The sequence below is a fragment of the Mucilaginibacter gotjawali genome, from assembly GCF_002355435.1.
Taxonomy (GTDB): domain Bacteria; phylum Bacteroidota; class Bacteroidia; order Sphingobacteriales; family Sphingobacteriaceae; genus Mucilaginibacter; species Mucilaginibacter gotjawali.
The window spans coordinates 119,775-136,323 of the sequence record NZ_AP017313.1; the positions used below are offsets into that span (position 1 = coordinate 119,775).

At 41.8% G+C, this 16,549-nt stretch carries 16 protein-coding genes and 1 tRNA gene; 9 read left to right on the forward strand and 8 right to left on the reverse strand.

Annotated features, from left to right (window positions below; all coding sequences use genetic code 11):
• The first annotated feature begins 15 nt into the window (after nucleotides 1–15).
• On the forward strand, nucleotides 16–279 hold the full coding sequence (locus tag MgSA37_RS00640; protein WP_096349352.1) for a helix-turn-helix domain-containing protein: 264 nt from the start codon (nucleotides 16–18) through the stop codon (nucleotides 277–279).
• Nucleotides 280–587: 308 nt separating this feature from the next.
• Here MgSA37_RS00640 and MgSA37_RS00650 read toward each other — a convergent pair whose 3' ends face one another.
• From MgSA37_RS00650 to MgSA37_RS00660, 3 genes are all read right to left on the reverse strand, one after another.
• The gene (locus MgSA37_RS00650) at nucleotides 588–1,853 is read right to left on the reverse strand and encodes a site-specific integrase (protein ID WP_096349354.1); all 1,266 of its coding nucleotides are present in this window, start codon (nucleotides 1,851–1,853) and stop codon (nucleotides 588–590) included.
• A gap of 248 nt (nucleotides 1,854–2,101) precedes the next feature.
• Nucleotides 2,102–2,189: transfer RNA gene (locus tag MgSA37_RS00655), tRNA-Ser, on the reverse strand.
• A 201-nt stretch (nucleotides 2,190–2,390) separates the two neighbouring features.
• Nucleotides 2,391–2,711 carry a hypothetical protein gene (locus MgSA37_RS00660; protein ID WP_096349355.1) on the reverse strand — a complete coding sequence of 107 codons (321 nt, stop codon included), beginning with the start codon at nucleotides 2,709–2,711 and terminating at the stop codon, nucleotides 2,391–2,393.
• A gap of 276 nt (nucleotides 2,712–2,987) precedes the next feature.
• Between MgSA37_RS00660 and MgSA37_RS00665 the strand changes: the two genes are divergently transcribed.
• The 3 genes from MgSA37_RS00665 to MgSA37_RS00675 all read left to right on the forward strand — a co-directional run bounded on the left by MgSA37_RS00665 (nucleotide 2,988) and on the right by MgSA37_RS00675 (nucleotide 5,955).
• Nucleotides 2,988–3,959, forward strand: coding sequence for a polyprenyl synthetase family protein (locus MgSA37_RS00665; protein WP_096349356.1), 972 nt, complete (start codon nucleotides 2,988–2,990; stop codon nucleotides 3,957–3,959).
• A 372-nt stretch (nucleotides 3,960–4,331) separates the two neighbouring features.
• Nucleotides 4,332–5,123: a diadenylate cyclase CdaA gene (gene cdaA, locus MgSA37_RS00670; RefSeq protein ID WP_096349357.1), complete on the forward strand. Its 792-nt coding sequence runs from the start codon at nucleotides 4,332–4,334 to the stop codon at nucleotides 5,121–5,123.
• Nucleotides 5,124–5,142: 19 nt separating this feature from the next.
• The gene (locus MgSA37_RS00675; protein WP_096349358.1) at nucleotides 5,143–5,955 is read left to right on the forward strand and encodes a sterol desaturase family protein; all 813 of its coding nucleotides are present in this window, start codon (nucleotides 5,143–5,145) and stop codon (nucleotides 5,953–5,955) included.
• Nucleotides 5,956–5,961: 6 nt separating this feature from the next.
• On the opposite strand, the gene MgSA37_RS00680 is transcribed toward MgSA37_RS00675, so the two are convergent.
• The 3 genes from MgSA37_RS00680 to MgSA37_RS00690 all read right to left on the reverse strand — a co-directional run bounded on the left by MgSA37_RS00680 (nucleotide 5,962) and on the right by MgSA37_RS00690 (nucleotide 10,277).
• The gene (locus MgSA37_RS00680; RefSeq protein ID WP_096349359.1) at nucleotides 5,962–6,336 is read right to left on the reverse strand and encodes a hypothetical protein; all 375 of its coding nucleotides are present in this window, start codon (nucleotides 6,334–6,336) and stop codon (nucleotides 5,962–5,964) included.
• A gap of 153 nt (nucleotides 6,337–6,489) precedes the next feature.
• Nucleotides 6,490–8,991 carry a M1 family metallopeptidase gene (locus tag MgSA37_RS00685; protein ID WP_096349360.1) on the reverse strand — a complete coding sequence of 834 codons (2,502 nt, stop codon included), beginning with the start codon at nucleotides 8,989–8,991 and terminating at the stop codon, nucleotides 6,490–6,492.
• A 5-nt stretch (nucleotides 8,992–8,996) separates the two neighbouring features.
• Nucleotides 8,997–10,277, reverse strand: a complete 1,281-nt coding sequence (locus MgSA37_RS00690) for a metal-dependent hydrolase family protein (RefSeq protein ID WP_096349361.1) — start codon at nucleotides 10,275–10,277, stop codon at nucleotides 8,997–8,999.
• A gap of 401 nt (nucleotides 10,278–10,678) precedes the next feature.
• Between MgSA37_RS00690 and MgSA37_RS00695 the strand changes: the two genes are divergently transcribed.
• The 5 genes from MgSA37_RS00695 to MgSA37_RS00715 all read left to right on the forward strand — a co-directional run bounded on the left by MgSA37_RS00695 (nucleotide 10,679) and on the right by MgSA37_RS00715 (nucleotide 14,880).
• Nucleotides 10,679–11,215 (forward strand): RNA polymerase sigma factor, encoded by a 537-nt coding sequence (locus MgSA37_RS00695; protein ID WP_232010755.1) that lies wholly within the window; start codon nucleotides 10,679–10,681, stop codon nucleotides 11,213–11,215.
• Nucleotides 11,216–11,457: 242 nt separating this feature from the next.
• A complete protein-coding gene (locus tag MgSA37_RS00700; RefSeq protein WP_096357174.1) occupies nucleotides 11,458–11,865 on the forward strand; it encodes a hypothetical protein in 408 nt (135 codons plus the stop codon).
• Nucleotides 11,866–11,877: 12 nt separating this feature from the next.
• Entirely contained in the window at nucleotides 11,878–12,489 is a 612-nt protein-coding gene (locus MgSA37_RS00705; RefSeq protein WP_096349363.1) for a YceI family protein, read from the forward strand.
• Nucleotides 12,490–12,875: 386 nt separating this feature from the next.
• Nucleotides 12,876–13,484: a YceI family protein gene (locus tag MgSA37_RS00710; protein WP_096349364.1), complete on the forward strand. Its 609-nt coding sequence runs from the start codon at nucleotides 12,876–12,878 to the stop codon at nucleotides 13,482–13,484.
• Nucleotides 13,485–13,515: 31 nt separating this feature from the next.
• Nucleotides 13,516–14,880, forward strand: a complete 1,365-nt coding sequence (locus MgSA37_RS00715) for a hypothetical protein (protein WP_096349365.1) — start codon at nucleotides 13,516–13,518, stop codon at nucleotides 14,878–14,880.
• Nucleotides 14,881–15,201: 321 nt separating this feature from the next.
• Here the strand turns inward: MgSA37_RS00715 and MgSA37_RS00720 are convergent, their stop codons facing one another.
• Both MgSA37_RS00720 and MgSA37_RS00725 read right to left on the reverse strand, forming a co-directional pair.
• On the reverse strand, nucleotides 15,202–15,843 hold the full coding sequence (locus tag MgSA37_RS00720; protein ID WP_096349366.1) for a DNA-3-methyladenine glycosylase family protein: 642 nt from the start codon (nucleotides 15,841–15,843) through the stop codon (nucleotides 15,202–15,204).
• The gene (locus MgSA37_RS00725) at nucleotides 15,827–16,504 is read right to left on the reverse strand and encodes a hypothetical protein (RefSeq protein WP_096349367.1); all 678 of its coding nucleotides are present in this window, start codon (nucleotides 16,502–16,504) and stop codon (nucleotides 15,827–15,829) included. The genes MgSA37_RS00720 and MgSA37_RS00725 overlap by 17 nt, the downstream gene beginning before the upstream one ends.
• Between the last annotated feature and the right edge of the window lie 45 nt (nucleotides 16,505–16,549).

Here is a 16,549-nt window from a genome sequence, read left to right on the forward strand (position 1 = left end):
ATTAATACAATTTTCATGGCTATAGAAATAATAACCAAGGATGACCTTGAAGCATTCAGGAAAACCTTATTGCTTGATATCAGGCTATTGTTATCCGAAAAACAACAGGATAACAAGGAATGGCTGAGATGCGCAGACGTACGTAAAATGCTCAAAATTTCAACCGGTACAGTACAAAACCTCAGAATATCCGGAAAACTTAAATCCCAAAAAGTTGGGGGAATTCACTTTTATAAACTTGCCGATGTCCAAAATATGCTCGGCGGCAAAATTCATTGACCTATGGTTTCACAGTCCAAAGTCCTTTATAACCTTTATGTCAAAGTAGCTGAAGATCCGCGGTTAAATGTTTGGCAAGTAAGTTTGTTCTCGTTTATCTTAACCCTTTGGCAACAGGATGGGTTTAAAGACCAAATAAAAATCACACGAAAACAACTCATGACCGGGGCCCATTTCGGCAGTATAACCACCTATCACAAATGCATCAACCAACTCCAGGAACTAAAGTATATCACCTATCAGCCAACCTTTGACTCCTATAAAGGAAGCATAATCAAGGTGTTGGTATAACAGGGCTTCGGCGGTGCTTAATAAATGCTAAGCACCGCGTTTTCTTCCTCTTCCTCGAGCTTTCCTTTTCCCAACAAATTCTCCTCTAATATGAGCATATCCCTGCTCACCTTGTAATCCTGCATTTTCGCGTAGTGTTGGGTCTGCTTTATATCAGCATGCCCCAGCATTTTTGATACAGACTCAATCGGTACGCCATTGTTTAGCGTAACCGTAGTCGCAAAAGTGTGCCTCGCGATATGGAAAGTCAGTTCCGTTTTTATCCCACAACATCCCGCAATTTCCTTTAAATAGGAGTTCATTTTCTGATTGGTGAGCACCGGTAACGCCGTTCCTGCATGCGAACATTTTGGATCATCCTTATATTTTAGCAGAATGCTTTGCGCTTGAATAAGTAATGGTATTCTCGAAGGCGCGTTTGTTTTTTGCCGGTGCACGATGATCCAAAACTTTTTGTCCTCCCCGTACTTAATATCTTCCCTTCTTAATTTTTGAACATCTATATACGCAAGTCCTGTATAGCAACTGAACAAGAAAATATCTCTTACTACCTGTAGCCTTCCGGTCTGGATATTTTTTGTTTCCAATCGTCGCAATTCAAGTTCGGTCAATGCTGTTCGCTCAACCTTCTTCTTCGTCATCTTAAAATTTGAAAAAGGATCAGCGGGCAGCCATCTGTTTTTCACACAGATCAGCACTATCTTCTTGAAATTTGCTAAATACTTAACCGTCGAATTGTGATTGCATTTTCTGACCGTCTTTAGCCAAAATGAATATTGTGAGATGAATTCGTGATCTAATTTCCGGATATCTTTATCTTCATCGGTGCCATACATCCATTTCATAAATGCTTTTGTATGTCCGTATGAAATCTCATACCTGCCGATAGTTCCACGGGCATAATCAATGCCCTCCAGTTCCTTCATTTGATCATTATGATGCCTGAAGGTTTCCAGGATCATTCTTTTCTGATCGTAATTACCGGTGAGTATATCCTTTATCGCCTGCGCGGAAATGTCCTTATCAGACTCGATCAGTCTCTTTTTCGCCTGGTACACCTGCTGTTCCATTTCATCAAGGTAGGCGTTTAATGCTTTTACAGATTCCTTATTGCCGATGGCCCTTCCTAAATGCGCACCCCACCTGGAGACTTCGCATTTGCGCTTAGTCGATAACTCTTTCGACTTGCCATTAACAGTGATTTTCAGATAAATATATCTGTCATCATTTTGATTTTGGGACTGTTTAAGAAAAAAAAGCAGTCCGAAGCTTTTGTCTAACATAACTCTGATTTTAAAAGTGAAATAAAAATACGTTTTAACCAATAATTTCACAAGATGTACACGTCGTAAACATCCTGTATATCAATTTGTTATGGTGTTTTCATTGCGTGATTTTTGAATTTGAAATCACGCAATGAATCACGCAATAGAGTTATGCGTTTTTATGCGAGTTTTGATAGAGTGGAAAAATAAAAAAGCCCTTTAATATGCAATTAAAGGGCTTTTTCGACTTTTGTTAACGTTAACAGCGGAGAGGGAGGGATTCGAACCCTCGATACCCTTTTGAAGTATACACACTTTCCAGGCGTGCTCTTTCGACCACTCAGACACCTCTCCCGGGTTAATTGTAAGATTGTAACACGTCGTATTGTTTTTAAGTGTTGGGTTTTTTAAACCTATTACAACTTTTATAACATTTACAACTTTTTACAACCCAACATCAATCGCGCAAAGGTAAAATAATTATGCTTTTACACACAATAAAAAAAGCGCACCTGGTAAACCAGGGCGCTTTGTGAAAATTCAACCCGCAAAATATTAACTAACCCTATCCCTGTGCTCAGCGCGGCGGATGTTGTGGTTTATCCTTCTTTCTTCGAGGCGCAGGTGGCGGCGTTCGCCGCGGGTAACCCGTCCGTCAGCCATTGCCATGCGCTTTTCTTTGTTTAATCTTCGTTCTTCCATTCGCAGGTGATATGCTTGCATACGGGATATTTTCCCGTGGCGCACATCCATCGTAATACGGTGTTCCTGTTTCTTTTGCACACGATTAATGTGTGGTATGTGTGTTTGCGCATTTGCTATGGAGGTGATAGCTAATGCAGCTACCAGTAAGCCTCCGAATATTGTAATTTTCATTTCTTTTCTAATTTTAGTTGTTTAAACAATAGAGCATTTTGGGTGCATTTGGTTTAAATCGGATATGTTAAAAGATGTTAACGAAGGAAATTGATTGGAGGCCGTTTTGGTTCATGGATCATCGTTCATAGTGTATAAAAAACTATTCATTAATAAAAACGCTCTTACCAATGAACTAATGAACAAGTAAACTAATGAACCAATCAACTAAATTTCCTATGTTTGCTGCAGGTTGCCGGCAAGGCTGCCGGCAAATAAAAAGCGTGTATAGTTTCAATGCTGAGCATCAACGAGATTAAAAAACCTATTGCCGCTGATATTGATGTTTTTGAAGGGAAGTTTAAAACTTCTATGCAAAGCTCAGTACCGCTGCTCGACCGTATTACCCACTACATCGTTAAGCGCAAGGGCAAACAGATCAGGCCCATGTTTGTATTTTTTTCGGCAAGCATTTGCGGCGGTATTAATGAATCTACTCACCGGGGTGCCGCCCTGGTTGAGCTGTTGCATACAGCTACGCTGATACATGATGACGTGGTTGATAACTCTTATCAGCGCCGCGGATTTTTCTCCATCAACGCTTTATGGAAAAACAAAATAGCGGTTTTAGTAGGTGATTACCTGCTGTCAAAAGGGTTGCTGCTTTCCATTAAACATGATGATTTCCGGTTTCTGAAAATTGTATCCGAAGCAATGCAGCAAATGATTGAAGGAGAGCTGCTGCAGGTGGAGAAGGTACGCAAAATGGATATTGAGGAACCTGTTTATTACGAAGTGATCAGGCAAAAAACAGCCTCGCTGATTGCATCCTGCTGCGAGTGCGGCGCAGCTTCGGCAGGCGCCGATGATGCTACTATTGAGAAAATGCGCCTGTTTGGCGAAAAGATCGGCATTGCTTTCCAGATAAAGGATGATATGTTTGATTTTGGAACTGATGATGTTGGTAAACCGCTGGGCATCGACATAAAAGAAAAAAAGGTGACGCTCCCGCTCATTTATTCGCTTAACAACAGCAAGCCTGATGTTAAAAAGCAAATGATCAACCTGGTAAAAAATCATAACGACGATCCTAAAAAAATAGCGCAGATCATCAGGTTTGTTAACGAAACCGGCGGCCTGCAATATGCCGAAACGCAAATGAAAAAATACCAGGATGAGGCTTTTGAAATACTAAACACCTTCCCCGAAGGTGAATCGCGCAAGGGGTTGGAACAACTGGTACGCTTTACCACCGAACGGAATAAATAATGCATTTTGCATTATTTATTAATTTTCATTTTGGCCTTTATCATATTTATTCCTCAAGCTGGTCATCAACCCTGGCTTATTAGCAAATTCCGATAAACCTGCTGGCCCTTAATTCAGATCGGTATTTATAGCTTACCCGATTGAGAAACCCGCATAGCGGTTATTAATTCAACTTTGGAGGGCTTATCGGAAGACCCGGATTTTGCCTATACGTCAATGGAGATGGGGAGTTCCCGGCGGACTACATCTGAGTTAGTAATTAGTGATAAGAGAACGGGGATTAGTTAGAACGGGGGCATTTCGAGTGGTTTCGTTCGGACTTCCCCGTCCCGATAGCTATCAAGATTCGGACTAAAATCGCTACCTTAGTAAATGCATTTTTTCGATTTCAACTTATTTAAATTTACATTTTTCGACCTGTTGGACGTTTTGCTGGTAGCATTTCTTATCTACCAGTTGTACAACCTTATCAGGGGCACTATAGCGGCAAATATTTTTATTGGCCTTGCGCTTTTGTTCGGCATGTACTATGTGGTAAAAGCGCTGCATATGCAGTTGCTTACCGGTATCCTGGGCAAATTTGTGGATGTAGGCATCATCGCCCTGATTGTAGTTTTTCAGCAGGAGGTACGGCGTTTTTTACTATTGGTAGGCAAAAATGCTTCTTTGCAGCGCAACAGGGCGTGGTGGCAGTATTTTTTTGGCAAAGCCGATGCGGAAAAAAATAATTATGCCCGCATAAAGCCCATCATTGATGCATGTAAAAGTTTGAAATCAACCCGTACAGGCGCTTTAATTGTTTTTGCCAAATATTATGATGAACAGTTTTACCAAAACAGCTGCGAGGTTATTGAAGGGAAGATCTCCAAACGCTTACTGGAAAGTATATTTCAAAAAACAAGCCCCCTGCATGACGGTGCCGTGGTCATAGCCGAAAACAAGATCAAATCGGCAAGTTGCATTTTACCGTTGACGGAAAAGACCGATCTACCGGCACAATTTGGTTTACGTCACCGCGCCGGCATAGGTGTTACTGAAGCCAATGACGCTACGGCGATCATTATTTCCGAAGAAACAGGCGAGTTATCCTATGCTAAACAGGGCCGCGTTAAAATGAATATCAGCTTTGCCGAGCTGGAAAAGTTGCTGAATAAGGATTTTTAAAATTTGCCGTTAATATGCTATGTTTTCTTCAATTGCAAATTCGCTTGAATCGTTAAAGGTTTTATTTAACCTGGTTTCGCGGTATTTGCTTTTTACCGGATCATTTTATTTGTTTTTTTATGTTTGGAAGAACAAAAAATACTGGATGGCCAAGATCCAGCAACGGTACCCCGAACGAAAACATATTTTTAATGAAATAAAACACTCGGCCATTACCATCCTTATTTTTGGATTAATTGTTTTGATGGTGATTTGGGCGGGAAAAAATGGATTAACGCAGGCTTACGAACCGATAAACAAATATGGATACTTCTATTATTTTTTAAGCATCGTGCTGATGATCGTTTTGCATGATACTTATTTTTACTGGACCCACCGGGCCATGCACTGGAAGCCCCTTTTTAAATGGGTGCATAAAACCCATCACCTCTCTGTTAATCCTACGCCATTTGCGGCCTATGCCTTTCACCCATTGGAAGCGGTTATAGAAGTTGGTATTATTCCGCTGATTGCTTTTACCATCCCCCACCATCCTTCGGCAATAACCATTTTTTCGCTTTATTCCCTGTTGTTAAATGTTACCGGGCACCTGGGATATGAGCTCTTCCCGAAGGGATTTGCGGAGCACTGGCTATTTAAATGGCACAATACTTCAACACACCATAACATGCACCACAGGCTGGTTAAATGCAATTATGGGCTGTATTTTAACTTTTGGGACCGGCTGATGAAAACCAACCACCCCCATTACGAAGCGCATTTTAATGAAGTGGTTGAAAGACGGCAGCAGGGGAAAACACCTTCAGTTTCTCCTGAAGCTGTGCTTGAATAAATAAGCTCAAGGTTTACTAAGTGTTGGCAAACCCGAAAGCCCCGGACGCTCTACAGTGATCACCTCCTCCGTCCCCATCTTTTTTACCGGCATAGTATAATATCCTCCTAATTTAACCACAGGCATTTTTGAATTGCCTGCTAATACCGCTATGGGCATATGATCAACGTTTGATTTTTTAACGTCGACAGGGGCAAGCATCAACGGATGGTAAAAGGCAGTGTTGGGTTGAAGTAATTTTAAAGCAGCATCTGGCTTTACTTTCAACTGGCTTAAAAGCTCATTTGTTAAACTATCAGCAGGTTTAACCTGGAAAAATTGCTGCGCTTTTAAGTGGTACCCGGCAGCCATGAAACAGATAATAAGCAAGGTTTTTTTCATGACGGTTTATTTATTACGAATATAAACATAACCGGTAAATTAAATATGTTAAATGGATGTTAATTTGAAACCGGAAATGTTAAAAAAAGGAAGCCGGCCCAATTGGCCGGCTTCCTTTTTTAAGCAACGTAAAAATAGCGCTGGTTTTACAATTTATTTTGCATCATTGATAGCCTGCGTAGCATCATCTGCCGCTTTAGCGGAAGCATCATCTTTTAGTTTAACGCGCTGCGCCTTTATATCTGCAAGCAAGCCGGTAACAAATGGCGCTACGCCAAATTTTTTGTATTTAATACCAAGGTCTTTAAATGCAGCAATGCCCTGCTGCGCATATGTTGGGTTGTCTACATGGCCGGTCATGGCGGCAAAATTCCTTGCCATACCAAATTTACCCTGCGGCCCCTGTTCATTAAATGCTTTAAGGACATACGGCCACTCATCGCTGCCTCCAGATGTAGAATATACGGTGATTATAGCTTGTGTAAGCGGCCCTTTATTATCCTGTTCAAAACCTTTAGCCAGTGGAAGCGCCTGTTTCGGGTCAAGCAGGTTGATGGCAGTTAACGCTGCACCCTGTACCGCGTATGACTGGCTGCTTAATGCCTGTTTAAAGAGATTCATATTGCCCGAAGCCTTAAGTTTGCCTAAAGCGCTAATTGCGGCGGCCCTGACCAGGGTATTGTCGTCAGTTTGTGCCAGCGTGGTTAAAACCGGCAGTGCTGCATTATGGATATCATCATTGCTCATATTTAACGCCCGGATAGCTTTTATACGTAAGCCGTAATATTTATCCTTCAAAGCGGCGATCAGTACTTTTTGAGCGCCTTTATCTGACTGCCTGCCGGATACGGCATTTATGGCCTCAAAACGGTCGAGGTATAAGGGCGCATTGAAATACTGGAACTCAAATTCTTCCAGCGATTTGTTATCTGTTTTGGCACATAACAAAACTTTGTCGCCGTCAACATTTACCAGGTTGGGTTTCGATGCAACAGTAAAGGTTAAGGTATCGGCCTTATCATTCATCCAAACTTTATGACGTTCCTTTTTGCCGCCGGCATAAATATCAACGGCAAAAGGCAGTTTGAATATTTGCCCCTCCTGGGTTTGCTGTAAGTAAACGGTTTCGGTTTTGCTGCCTTCATCCCATTTATAGCTGATATTTAACACAGGATGGCCCGCGCCGTAATACCATTGGTTAAAAAACCAGTTCAGGTCCAGCCCGCTGGCTTCTTCTTCGGCCAGGCGTAGCTGCTGTGCCTCGCCATTTTTAAACTGGTTTGTTTTAAGGTAGATGTTTAAGCCTTTAAAAAATGCAGCATCACCTAAATAATTGCGCAACATATTTAAAATACGGCCGCCCTTTTGATAGGTTACCACATCAAACACATCTTCCTTATCATCATAATGAAAACGTACAAGATCCTTTGTACTGGCATCCGGAGAGCCCAAATAATTCTGCAGCGCAGTATAGCTGTGTGCATCGGCTTCATCTTTACCATATTTATGTTCGGCCCAAAGCATTTCGCTAAAATCAGCGAAAGATTCGTTTACAGTAAGGTTGCTCCAGCTTTCGGCAGTTACCAAATCGCCAAACCATTGGTGGAAAAGCTCATGTGCAATGGTGCTGCGGCCAGCGTCATAATTAGCGTCCAGCAATTCGCGCGGGGTTTCCTGTACATAATCGCCATGCAAAGTAGCGCTGGTGTTTTCCATAGCACCGCTTACATAGTCGCGCACAACGATCTGTGAATATTTGTTCCATGCAAAGGGATAGTCTAATGTTTTCGAATAAAACTCGATCAGCTCTGGCGTCATCCCGAATATTTGTTTGGCGTAAGGGGCATATTTCGGCTCCAGGTAATAGTTTACCTCTTTGTTGCGCCAGTGGTCATGATAGATCTTAAAGTCGCCCACAGCCATCATAAACAAATAAGGTGAATGCGGTAATTCCATTTTCCAGTCATCGGTACGGGTACCATCGCCATTTAACTTTTGAGCAGCGAGGCGGCCGTTAGACAGAGTAACGTATTTAGCCGGAACGGTCATGATAATCTCATCGGTTGTTTTTTGCTCAGGTTTATCGATGGTCGGGAACCATGCTGATGAACTTTCAGTTTCGCCTTGCGTCCAAATCTGTACCGGTTTATCTTTCACCGCGCCATCAGGGTTAATAAAATACAAGCCTTTGGCATCGTTAATAGCCGCGCTGCCCTTTGTTTTTAATTGGTTTGGCTTTGCAGTATAATCGATATAAATGGTGTAGGTTTCGTTATTATGATAAACCTTATCCAGTTGAATAGCCACGGTAAGGCTATCGTCATATTTAAACTTTAACGGATAATTCTTTCCGTTCCTTACCACGGAAATGTTGTTCAGGTCCATGCCTTTGGCATCTAAACGAAGGGTGTCAGTTGGATAAAAATGCGGTCGCAGGGTAACCCATTCCTTCCCATACATAAAGCATTTTTTGTAATCAAAGCGCACATCCAGTTTGGTATGCACCAGGTCGTTGATCTTCGGCGGCGTTGCGCGGTAAATCTTCATCAGCGGGTCATCAGCTTTAGCAGGCGCCTGTGCGTAGGCCGTTGAAAAAGCCATCCCGGTAGCGAGGCCCGAAAAGATCAAGGTCGAAAGTGTTTTAAATGTTAACATAAGTTTTATTGATTATAGATTTTCCCATCCTTCATCACGAAGGAAACGTTCTTCATTGTTTTAATATCTGTAAGCGGGTCACCTTCAACAGCGATAATATCTGCCAGTTTACCTTTGGTGATGCTGCCTGTTTTATCGCTGATGTCCAGCAGGTCGGCGGCGCTGGTAGTAGCAGCTTTTATAGCGTCCATTGGCGGCATCCCGGCATCAACCATATAACCAAACTCCAGATAGTTTTTACCATGAGCAAAAACCCCGGCGTCGGTGCCAAAAGCAATTTTAACCCCCGATTTGTATGCCCTGGCAAAGGTTTGCTGCATGCGCGTGCCCACTGCTATGGCTTTGCGCGCGATAACCGGCGGAAAAAAGCCCGGGATCCTGGCCGAATCGGACACAGATTTACCGGCAATAATAGTTGGCACCAGGTAAGTGCCGTATTTTACGGCCAGTGCCATATCTTCATCATTCATAAAAGTGCCATGCTCTATTGATGTTACACCACCTAATATCGCCCTGCGGATACCTTCCGCGCCGTGGGCATGGCAGGCAACCCGCAGTCCGTAGTCTTTTGCAGTTTCAACAACTGCTTTAATTTCATCAATCGTAAACTCGGCGCCTGAGCCGTTTTCGCTCAGGTCCAGTACGCCGCCTGTGGATGCTATTTTTATAACATCCGAGCCGCGTTTGATTTGCAGGCGAACCGCTTTTATCAGTTCATCCCTTCCATCCGCTACACCATCATCCGGGCCCATTTTATGGTTAAAAGCATCATCCCTGAAACCGACCGAGCCATCCATATGGCCGCCGCTGGCGGAGATGGCCCTGCCTGCGGTAACGATCCGTGGCCCTTCGGTTAAGCCATGGTTGATGGCATTGCGTAAGCTGATATTTACCCCGATGCCGCCAAGATCGCGCACGGTAGTAAAGCCGGCCAACAGCGTTTTTTTGGCGTTAACGGCTGCACGATAGGCAATATCTGCATCAGTTAAAGTAAAACCCTCTAAAAGTGTGTTTTTGCTGAACTGATCCTCGAGGTGAACGTGGCAATCGATCAGGCCGGGCATTACAGTTTTATCTTTCAGGGATACTACCTTATCACCGGCGTCGCCGTTAAAATATCCGGCTTTTATATCGATGATGGTATTGCCTTCAACAATGATGGTTACGCCTTTTTGTTCGGTATTTGATATACCATCAATAAGCCGCCCGCATTGGATATAGGTTTTTTGTGCGAAAGCTGAACAGGAAAAAAATAATAGAAAAGTAAAGTAAAGTTTCTTTACCATAAATTGTGCGTTAAGAGGTCAGTTTAATGAAAGCTAAATTAGAATGTTTTTATCAATAAAACTAAGACGGTAAAGAAACCCGGTTTGTTACACTAAGTTGTTGTGTTTTTTTATAAATGCACTGTTTTATTTTGCCTTTTTAACCTGGTCAAAAAAATATTTATACACTAATAGCGAAGCCCGTTGATTGCAGTGTCTGTGTGTTAATATTTATGCAGAACCCTCCCGGAAGGGTCAAAAAACGTCCGCCATCATGCACCAACCGTACGAAAACGAACACTTTCGTAGCTTATAAAAAACAACAATTAACTGAAAATCAAATATTTAAATTTAAGGTATCAATATTGGCATAGTGGTGCAAAAACACAACAATGATGTGCACCGATATAAAATTAGCTGAAATGTGGGAAGGCTGCTTGAAAAACGACCGTAAGCAACAGGAGTTACTATACAAAACCTTAGCGCCACGGATGCTGGCCGTTTGCATGCGCTATGCCCATGATAAAGATGAGGCCCAGGATATTTTACAGGAAGGTTTTATTAAAATGTTTAACAACGCGCATAAATACCGCGGTGAAGGGAACCTGGAAGGATGGATTCGCCGTATTATGGTGCATTGTGCCATATCGCGCTACCGCAAACAAAAGCCAATGGTTTTGGTAGATGATTTTACGGAAGATAACTATGCGTTCAGTAACGGTTACAATGCGCACGGTTTGGAGGTTAAGGACCTGCTGAAAATGATACAAAAGTTGCCGCAAACCTACCGTTCTGTATTCAACCTCTACGCTATTGAAGGATATTCGCACCAGGAGATCGGAAATAAACTGGGTATCACTGAGCTTTTATCCCGTACTAACCTTTGCCGCGCCCGTGCCATTTTAAAGGATATGGTAAACAAATTGACAACCAGCGAGATGCATTACCTTGCGTGTTAACGCAATAATATTGAGCAGTAAGCAGCCGGTCATGCTTTTCTGCTTTGATTCAGGATGATACCATCGTTCATCATCGGCGCCCGCCAGAGGGTATTGCCGCTATCAGCGGAGCTCCATTCTTCACTTTTTCAATTTATCGTCTTTATAAATTGTGCCGCTTGTCATTTGAGTAAATGATATTGATCATATTTTGTGCCTTTATCAAACCTGATTTTTGTAACTTCAAAAACAAATTTGAAAAAATGAAGAAAATTCTTATTTCAGGATTAATAGCGGGTGTTATTTTATTTATCGTCAGCTATGGTGGCCTGTTCCTCGCGATCAGGTTTTTCCCAACCCTGTTTATTGAATATAACGGCCCGCTGTTTAACTCCGATGGCAGCAGGGACGTACTTTTTTACATGCACGCCTTTATTATCAGCTTAGCCCTCTCCTGGTTTTGGGATAGGTTTAAATCACTTTTTAAAGGCCACTCTATATTAAGAGGTTTGGAATTCGGTTTTGTTTATGCTATCATCGCGCTGTTGCCAATAATGTGGATTTCCTTCAGCGCTTTGGATATTACGCTGCCCATCGTCATCAGTTGGTTCTTGTACGGTTTTGTACAAGCAGTCATCGCCGGAGTTGTATTTGCAAAAATTAATCCCTGAAAGTTTAAGGCAATGTTGTTCAAAAACGTTACATGGTATTTTTTGATGCTCATTACGCTCACCAGTTTTATTTCCCGGGGCTCCAGGAACCTTTCGCCCCAAATAAAAAAATGGGTGGTCAGCGAAAATAGCAAGCTCAGGGTTAACGGCAGTACCAATATCAATACATTTATTTGTGAGATCCCATCGTACGATCAAATCGATACCATCACTGTAAACAAAACTAATAAGGATGTTTTATTATCCGGCACCATCAACCTCAATGTTAAAAGTTTTGATTGTCATAATGTGATCATGACCCACGATCTGCGTAAAACATTAAAGCAGGACCAATATCCTGTGCTTCATATCAGCTTTTTAACATTAAACAAACTTCCCGATCTTACAGCAAAACCGGAGCCCGTAACCGGCTGGGTGTTTATTGAAATAGCCGGCGTTCGCAAACGCTTTGAAGTTAATTACCAGATTAGCCAGGATGGCCAAAAAATAATTCATTTACTGGGAACTCGGGATGTTAATTTCTCTGATTTTAATTTAGTACCGCCCCGCAAATTGGGAGGCATGATTAAAACGAGTGATAAACTAAGTGTTGATTTTCATTTGAAAATGAAAAGTATGGACTGATACAGCAATACACACATTTTCCGCTGATTGATTTTTTTGTGACGCCCGTCACGCCATTGTCACCTCTGAAATTTTTTTGCAAAAAACAACCCCTTTTTTTAAGAATTATACAATAGAATTTTTTCAAAAGAAAATATTTTGAGCAAATTCTGTAGTAAAAATTAAATACCCCAAAAAAAACCATTATAAAAATCATAAAAATACCTTCTTTTTTTTAGGTTTTTTTTCCACCCCAACAGTTAAACGTCTTGTTTTTTGCAGAAATTATCCATGAATAGGATATTTTGTTAAAAGAATGACAATGATCACTTTTATAACTAACCTCTATCATTCGGCCGGTCGGCAATTACCCACACATTTGCTTTGAAATTAAAACATAAGAAAAAATGAAAAATTTTAAGACACAAGTTTTATCGATCACTACAGCGATAGCACTAGCCATATTTTTTGTACTGCCGCAGAGTTTAAAAGCGCAGGCCAATTATAAGGCATCGCCGGGCAAAGACGTATCTATAAAAGTACTGGGCAGTTCCAACATACATGAATGGAACATGACCGCAACCGGCATTGAAAGCCAGGGACAATTTAAATTTGAGGGCGGCCAGCTGCAAGCGCTTACTTCTTTCGGTTTAGTGGCAGAAGCAAAAAGCTTAAAAAGCGAATCAACCTCAATGGATGGCCGTTGTTATAAAACCATCAAAGCCGATCAATATCCAAAGATCACTTTTAAACTTAGCTCTGCCACAGTTACAGCCGTGCAGAAAAACAAGTACACCATCAAGGCATCAGGCGAGCTGACCATTTCAGGCTCAACACAACCTGTAGTGTTAACCGTTACAGCGGTGGTTAACCCCGATAATACCATCACCTGCACAGGTGCACAAAAAATTAAATTGACAGATTACAAAATTGACCCCCCAACCTTTTTGCTGGGCGCCATGAAAGTATACAACGACCTTACAATTCAATATAATATCACTTACAAAGCGATCTAAATTTTCACAAACCATTTAATAAAAAAACAACATGAAAACAAATTTATTTAAAATACTCGGTTCACTAGCCGTTGCCAGTTTGAGCCTTGTACCATTCGGTGTTAAAGCACAAGAAATTCAGTTCTATCGTCCAAACGGCCAGCAAGGTGTTAATGTATTTGAAACCAGCAAGGCTGATACAGTACCGTTCAAAGGGGTACACGTAAAAGTGGGCGGTAACTTCGAATTAACTTTCCAGGCATTGGGTCAATCAAATACCGCCGTTGCGGTACCACTTAGCAGTACCAATCCAGCTAATTCTACAAGCCTTATCGCGCTTACCCATGGATTTACCCTGCCAATGGCTAACCTTAACATAGATGTTCAGTTGGCTGATGGTATCCGCATGAACCTTACGCAATACCTTGCTGCAAGGCACCACGAAGACACCTGGGTTAAAGGCGGATACATTCAGTTTGATAAACTACCATTCCTTCATAGCGCTGTTATTGATGATATCATGAAAAGTGTAACCATCAAAATCGGTCAGAATGACGTTGATTACGGCGATCAGCACTACCGCAGAACTGACGGTGGCAACACTATCTACAATCCATTTGTTGAAAACTATATCATGGACGAATTCTCTACCGAGCTCGGTGCACAATTCTACTACTTTAACAAAACAGGATTTTTTGCAATGTTTGGCATAACTGATGGGTTATTGAATGAAACTGTGGTTCAAAGCACTAAAGTTGATGCTTTAACTGGCAAACCACTTAAATACGACCCTGCCATCCTTGCTAAATTAGGATTTGACAAACAGGTAAATAAAGATTTCAGATTCAGGTTAACCGGATCAATCTATACTGTAAGCAGTACCTACAGCAACACATTATTAAGCGGCGACCGTACAGGTTCACATTACTATAACCTGATGGAAAACCAGGCAGTAGCAAACGCCACTACCTTAAACGATGCTGTTGACTACAGCTTTACTTCAGGAAGATTTAACCCCGGCTTTAGCAACGAACTACACGCTGCAATGGGTAACTTGTTTTTGAAATACAAAGGCTTAGAATTTTTTGGTACTGCTGAAAATATTACCGGCAGAGGCGCTGCAGAATTACATAAACGCTGGGCTACCCAATATGCTGGCGACGTGATCTACAGGTTCCCTGAAAATACCGAAAACTTTTGGTTAGGCGTTCGTTACAACACTGTAACAGGCGACGTTTTGAACATAGGAGACGTAACCACTAACCGTACAGCAGGTTCATTCGGCTGGTTTTTAACAAAACACGTGATGATGAAAGCTGAATACGTAAGCCAGGAATACAAGAATTACCCAACTACCAGCATCCTTAATGGTGGCAAGTTCCATGGCGTAATGCTTGAAGCTTCAATCGGTTTCTAATTGTTTTTTTCATAATTGTTGATCATAGCAAAGCCCCTCCGGTGTTAAACCCGGGGGGCTTGCTTTTTTTATAGGGGTTCGGCATAAGAATTAGCATACAATGCTGAATGCCCCATAGGGGCTTCCCCTTTGTAGGATGATGTTCAAAACGTTATTTAGCCACGTCAGTGGCTACCCAATTCGCGAAGGGTAGCCACTGACGTGGCAATTATCCCCGGGATTTGGTTTCTACAAAGCGGTAGTCCGCCTGCGGCGGAGCATTTTGACGGTGGGCAAATTCATTTACGAACTCACGTTAGTTTATAGGCTTTGCAGCGAAACTCAAATCGCGGCTCTCTTTTCCCTGGGCGCTGATAAATAAAAATGCCATAGCAGCATGGTGGCAATAGTCCGGTAGGGCTGCCAGTTAGCGGCAATTTCCAGCAACTGCTCTTTGGTTGTTTCGGCAGGCAATTTTTTTACCCGCTTCATGGCGTTTACCGCGGCCAGGTCGCCAATGGGGAATACATCAGGGTGTTGCAAAACAAACATCAGGTAAACATCGGCCGTCCAGTTGCCGATACCTTTTAAGGCGACCAGTTTTGCCCTCACCTGATCGTCGGGCATGTCTTCCAGTTCGGTTAAATTTAGTTGGCCGCTTAACAAGGCTTCGGCCAGGTATTTCAGGTAGCCTGATTTCTGCCGGCTTACATAGCAGGCGCGCATTTCTTCGTCGGTTAATAACAGTAGTCTTGCGGGAGTTAATACCTGCAGCCGCTCTTTTAATTTATTTAAAGCAGATAATGCAGAGGCCAGCGAAACCTGCTGCTCCAAAATAATATGCACCAGGGTTTCAAACGTATTGGGCCGCGACCAGAAGGGCGGGTAACCGTGGGTTTGGATGATGGCGGCTAAATCGGCATCTGTTGATGCGAGTTCGTCGCAGATGGAATGATAATTGGAAGAATTAAAGCGATGAATCATTCTGAGCGGTTTTGACTTTTTTGAATTTTTCCTTTACATCCTTTAAAATATTCCTTTTGACCATTAATTTCTTATTTATAAAATAAGCTTGCTTATAAATTGGCTGAAGTGTTATGATGTAATTTGCATTTACACTATCTCTAACTATAAATTTAAATGGTTCGTAGTACACAGGAAAAAAAACAAGCGTGTCATTCTTTGATACCTGAAGGTCTATCTTCCAAAAATAATTATCTACTACACTTTGTGATGCTATCTTGGTTTTATTGTACAAATGGTTATCCACACTTTGAAAAGGTATCCTGCCACCGAAAGCATTCCTGATCAAAAACATTGACTCGTTTGATTTGGTTGGTGTTTTTAAAATTTTTAGAACCCTTGATGTGTCTGCATAGTTATTCCCACAACTATTGAGGACGATTTGGTTTTTATCAAGCTGCCATGTGCCAGCTGTAAAAAAATGAGTGGAATCATTGCCTGAGGGCGTCATTAGCCAACTTAATGGATTTAAATTTTCATAAAAAAAAGAATGATCTGATTTAATGATAATTATATTGAAATTTGACCCTTTTGCCCGGTAAGTTCCAATTAATCCTTTTTTCGTTACCTTACAGGAAACACTTAGCAGGAGTAAAAGGAAGGCCAGGTGTTTAGTTTTCATAATTTCCATTTAAACGTACTAATTTTTTTAGGATTTAGCATTTAC

Coding starts and splice junctions, on each gene's coding strand:
- MgSA37_RS00640 (WP_096349352.1), top strand. CDS start 16: ATGGCTATAGAAATAATAACCAAGGATGACCTTGAAGCATTCAGGAAA.
- MgSA37_RS00650 (WP_096349354.1), bottom strand. CDS start 1,853: ATGTTAGACAAAAGCTTCGGACTGCTTTTTTTTCTTAAACAGTCCCAA.
- MgSA37_RS00660 (WP_096349355.1), bottom strand. CDS start 2,711: ATGAAAATTACAATATTCGGAGGCTTACTGGTAGCTGCATTAGCTATC.
- MgSA37_RS00665 (WP_096349356.1), top strand. CDS start 2,988: ATGCTGAGCATCAACGAGATTAAAAAACCTATTGCCGCTGATATTGAT.
- cdaA (WP_096349357.1), top strand. CDS start 4,332: ATGCATTTTTTCGATTTCAACTTATTTAAATTTACATTTTTCGACCTG.
- MgSA37_RS00675 (WP_096349358.1), top strand. CDS start 5,143: ATGTTTTCTTCAATTGCAAATTCGCTTGAATCGTTAAAGGTTTTATTT.
- MgSA37_RS00680 (WP_096349359.1), bottom strand. CDS start 6,336: ATGAAAAAAACCTTGCTTATTATCTGTTTCATGGCTGCCGGGTACCAC.
- MgSA37_RS00685 (WP_096349360.1), bottom strand. CDS start 8,991: ATGTTAACATTTAAAACACTTTCGACCTTGATCTTTTCGGGCCTCGCT.
- MgSA37_RS00690 (WP_096349361.1), bottom strand. CDS start 10,277: ATGGTAAAGAAACTTTACTTTACTTTTCTATTATTTTTTTCCTGTTCA.
- MgSA37_RS00695 (WP_232010755.1), top strand. CDS start 10,679: ATGTGGGAAGGCTGCTTGAAAAACGACCGTAAGCAACAGGAGTTACTA.
- MgSA37_RS00700 (WP_096357174.1), top strand. CDS start 11,458: ATGAAGAAAATTCTTATTTCAGGATTAATAGCGGGTGTTATTTTATTT.
- MgSA37_RS00705 (WP_096349363.1), top strand. CDS start 11,878: ATGTTGTTCAAAAACGTTACATGGTATTTTTTGATGCTCATTACGCTC.
- MgSA37_RS00710 (WP_096349364.1), top strand. CDS start 12,876: ATGAAAAATTTTAAGACACAAGTTTTATCGATCACTACAGCGATAGCA.
- MgSA37_RS00715 (WP_096349365.1), top strand. CDS start 13,516: ATGAAAACAAATTTATTTAAAATACTCGGTTCACTAGCCGTTGCCAGT.
- MgSA37_RS00720 (WP_096349366.1), bottom strand. CDS start 15,843: ATGATTCATCGCTTTAATTCTTCCAATTATCATTCCATCTGCGACGAA.
- MgSA37_RS00725 (WP_096349367.1), bottom strand. CDS start 16,504: ATGAAAACTAAACACCTGGCCTTCCTTTTACTCCTGCTAAGTGTTTCC.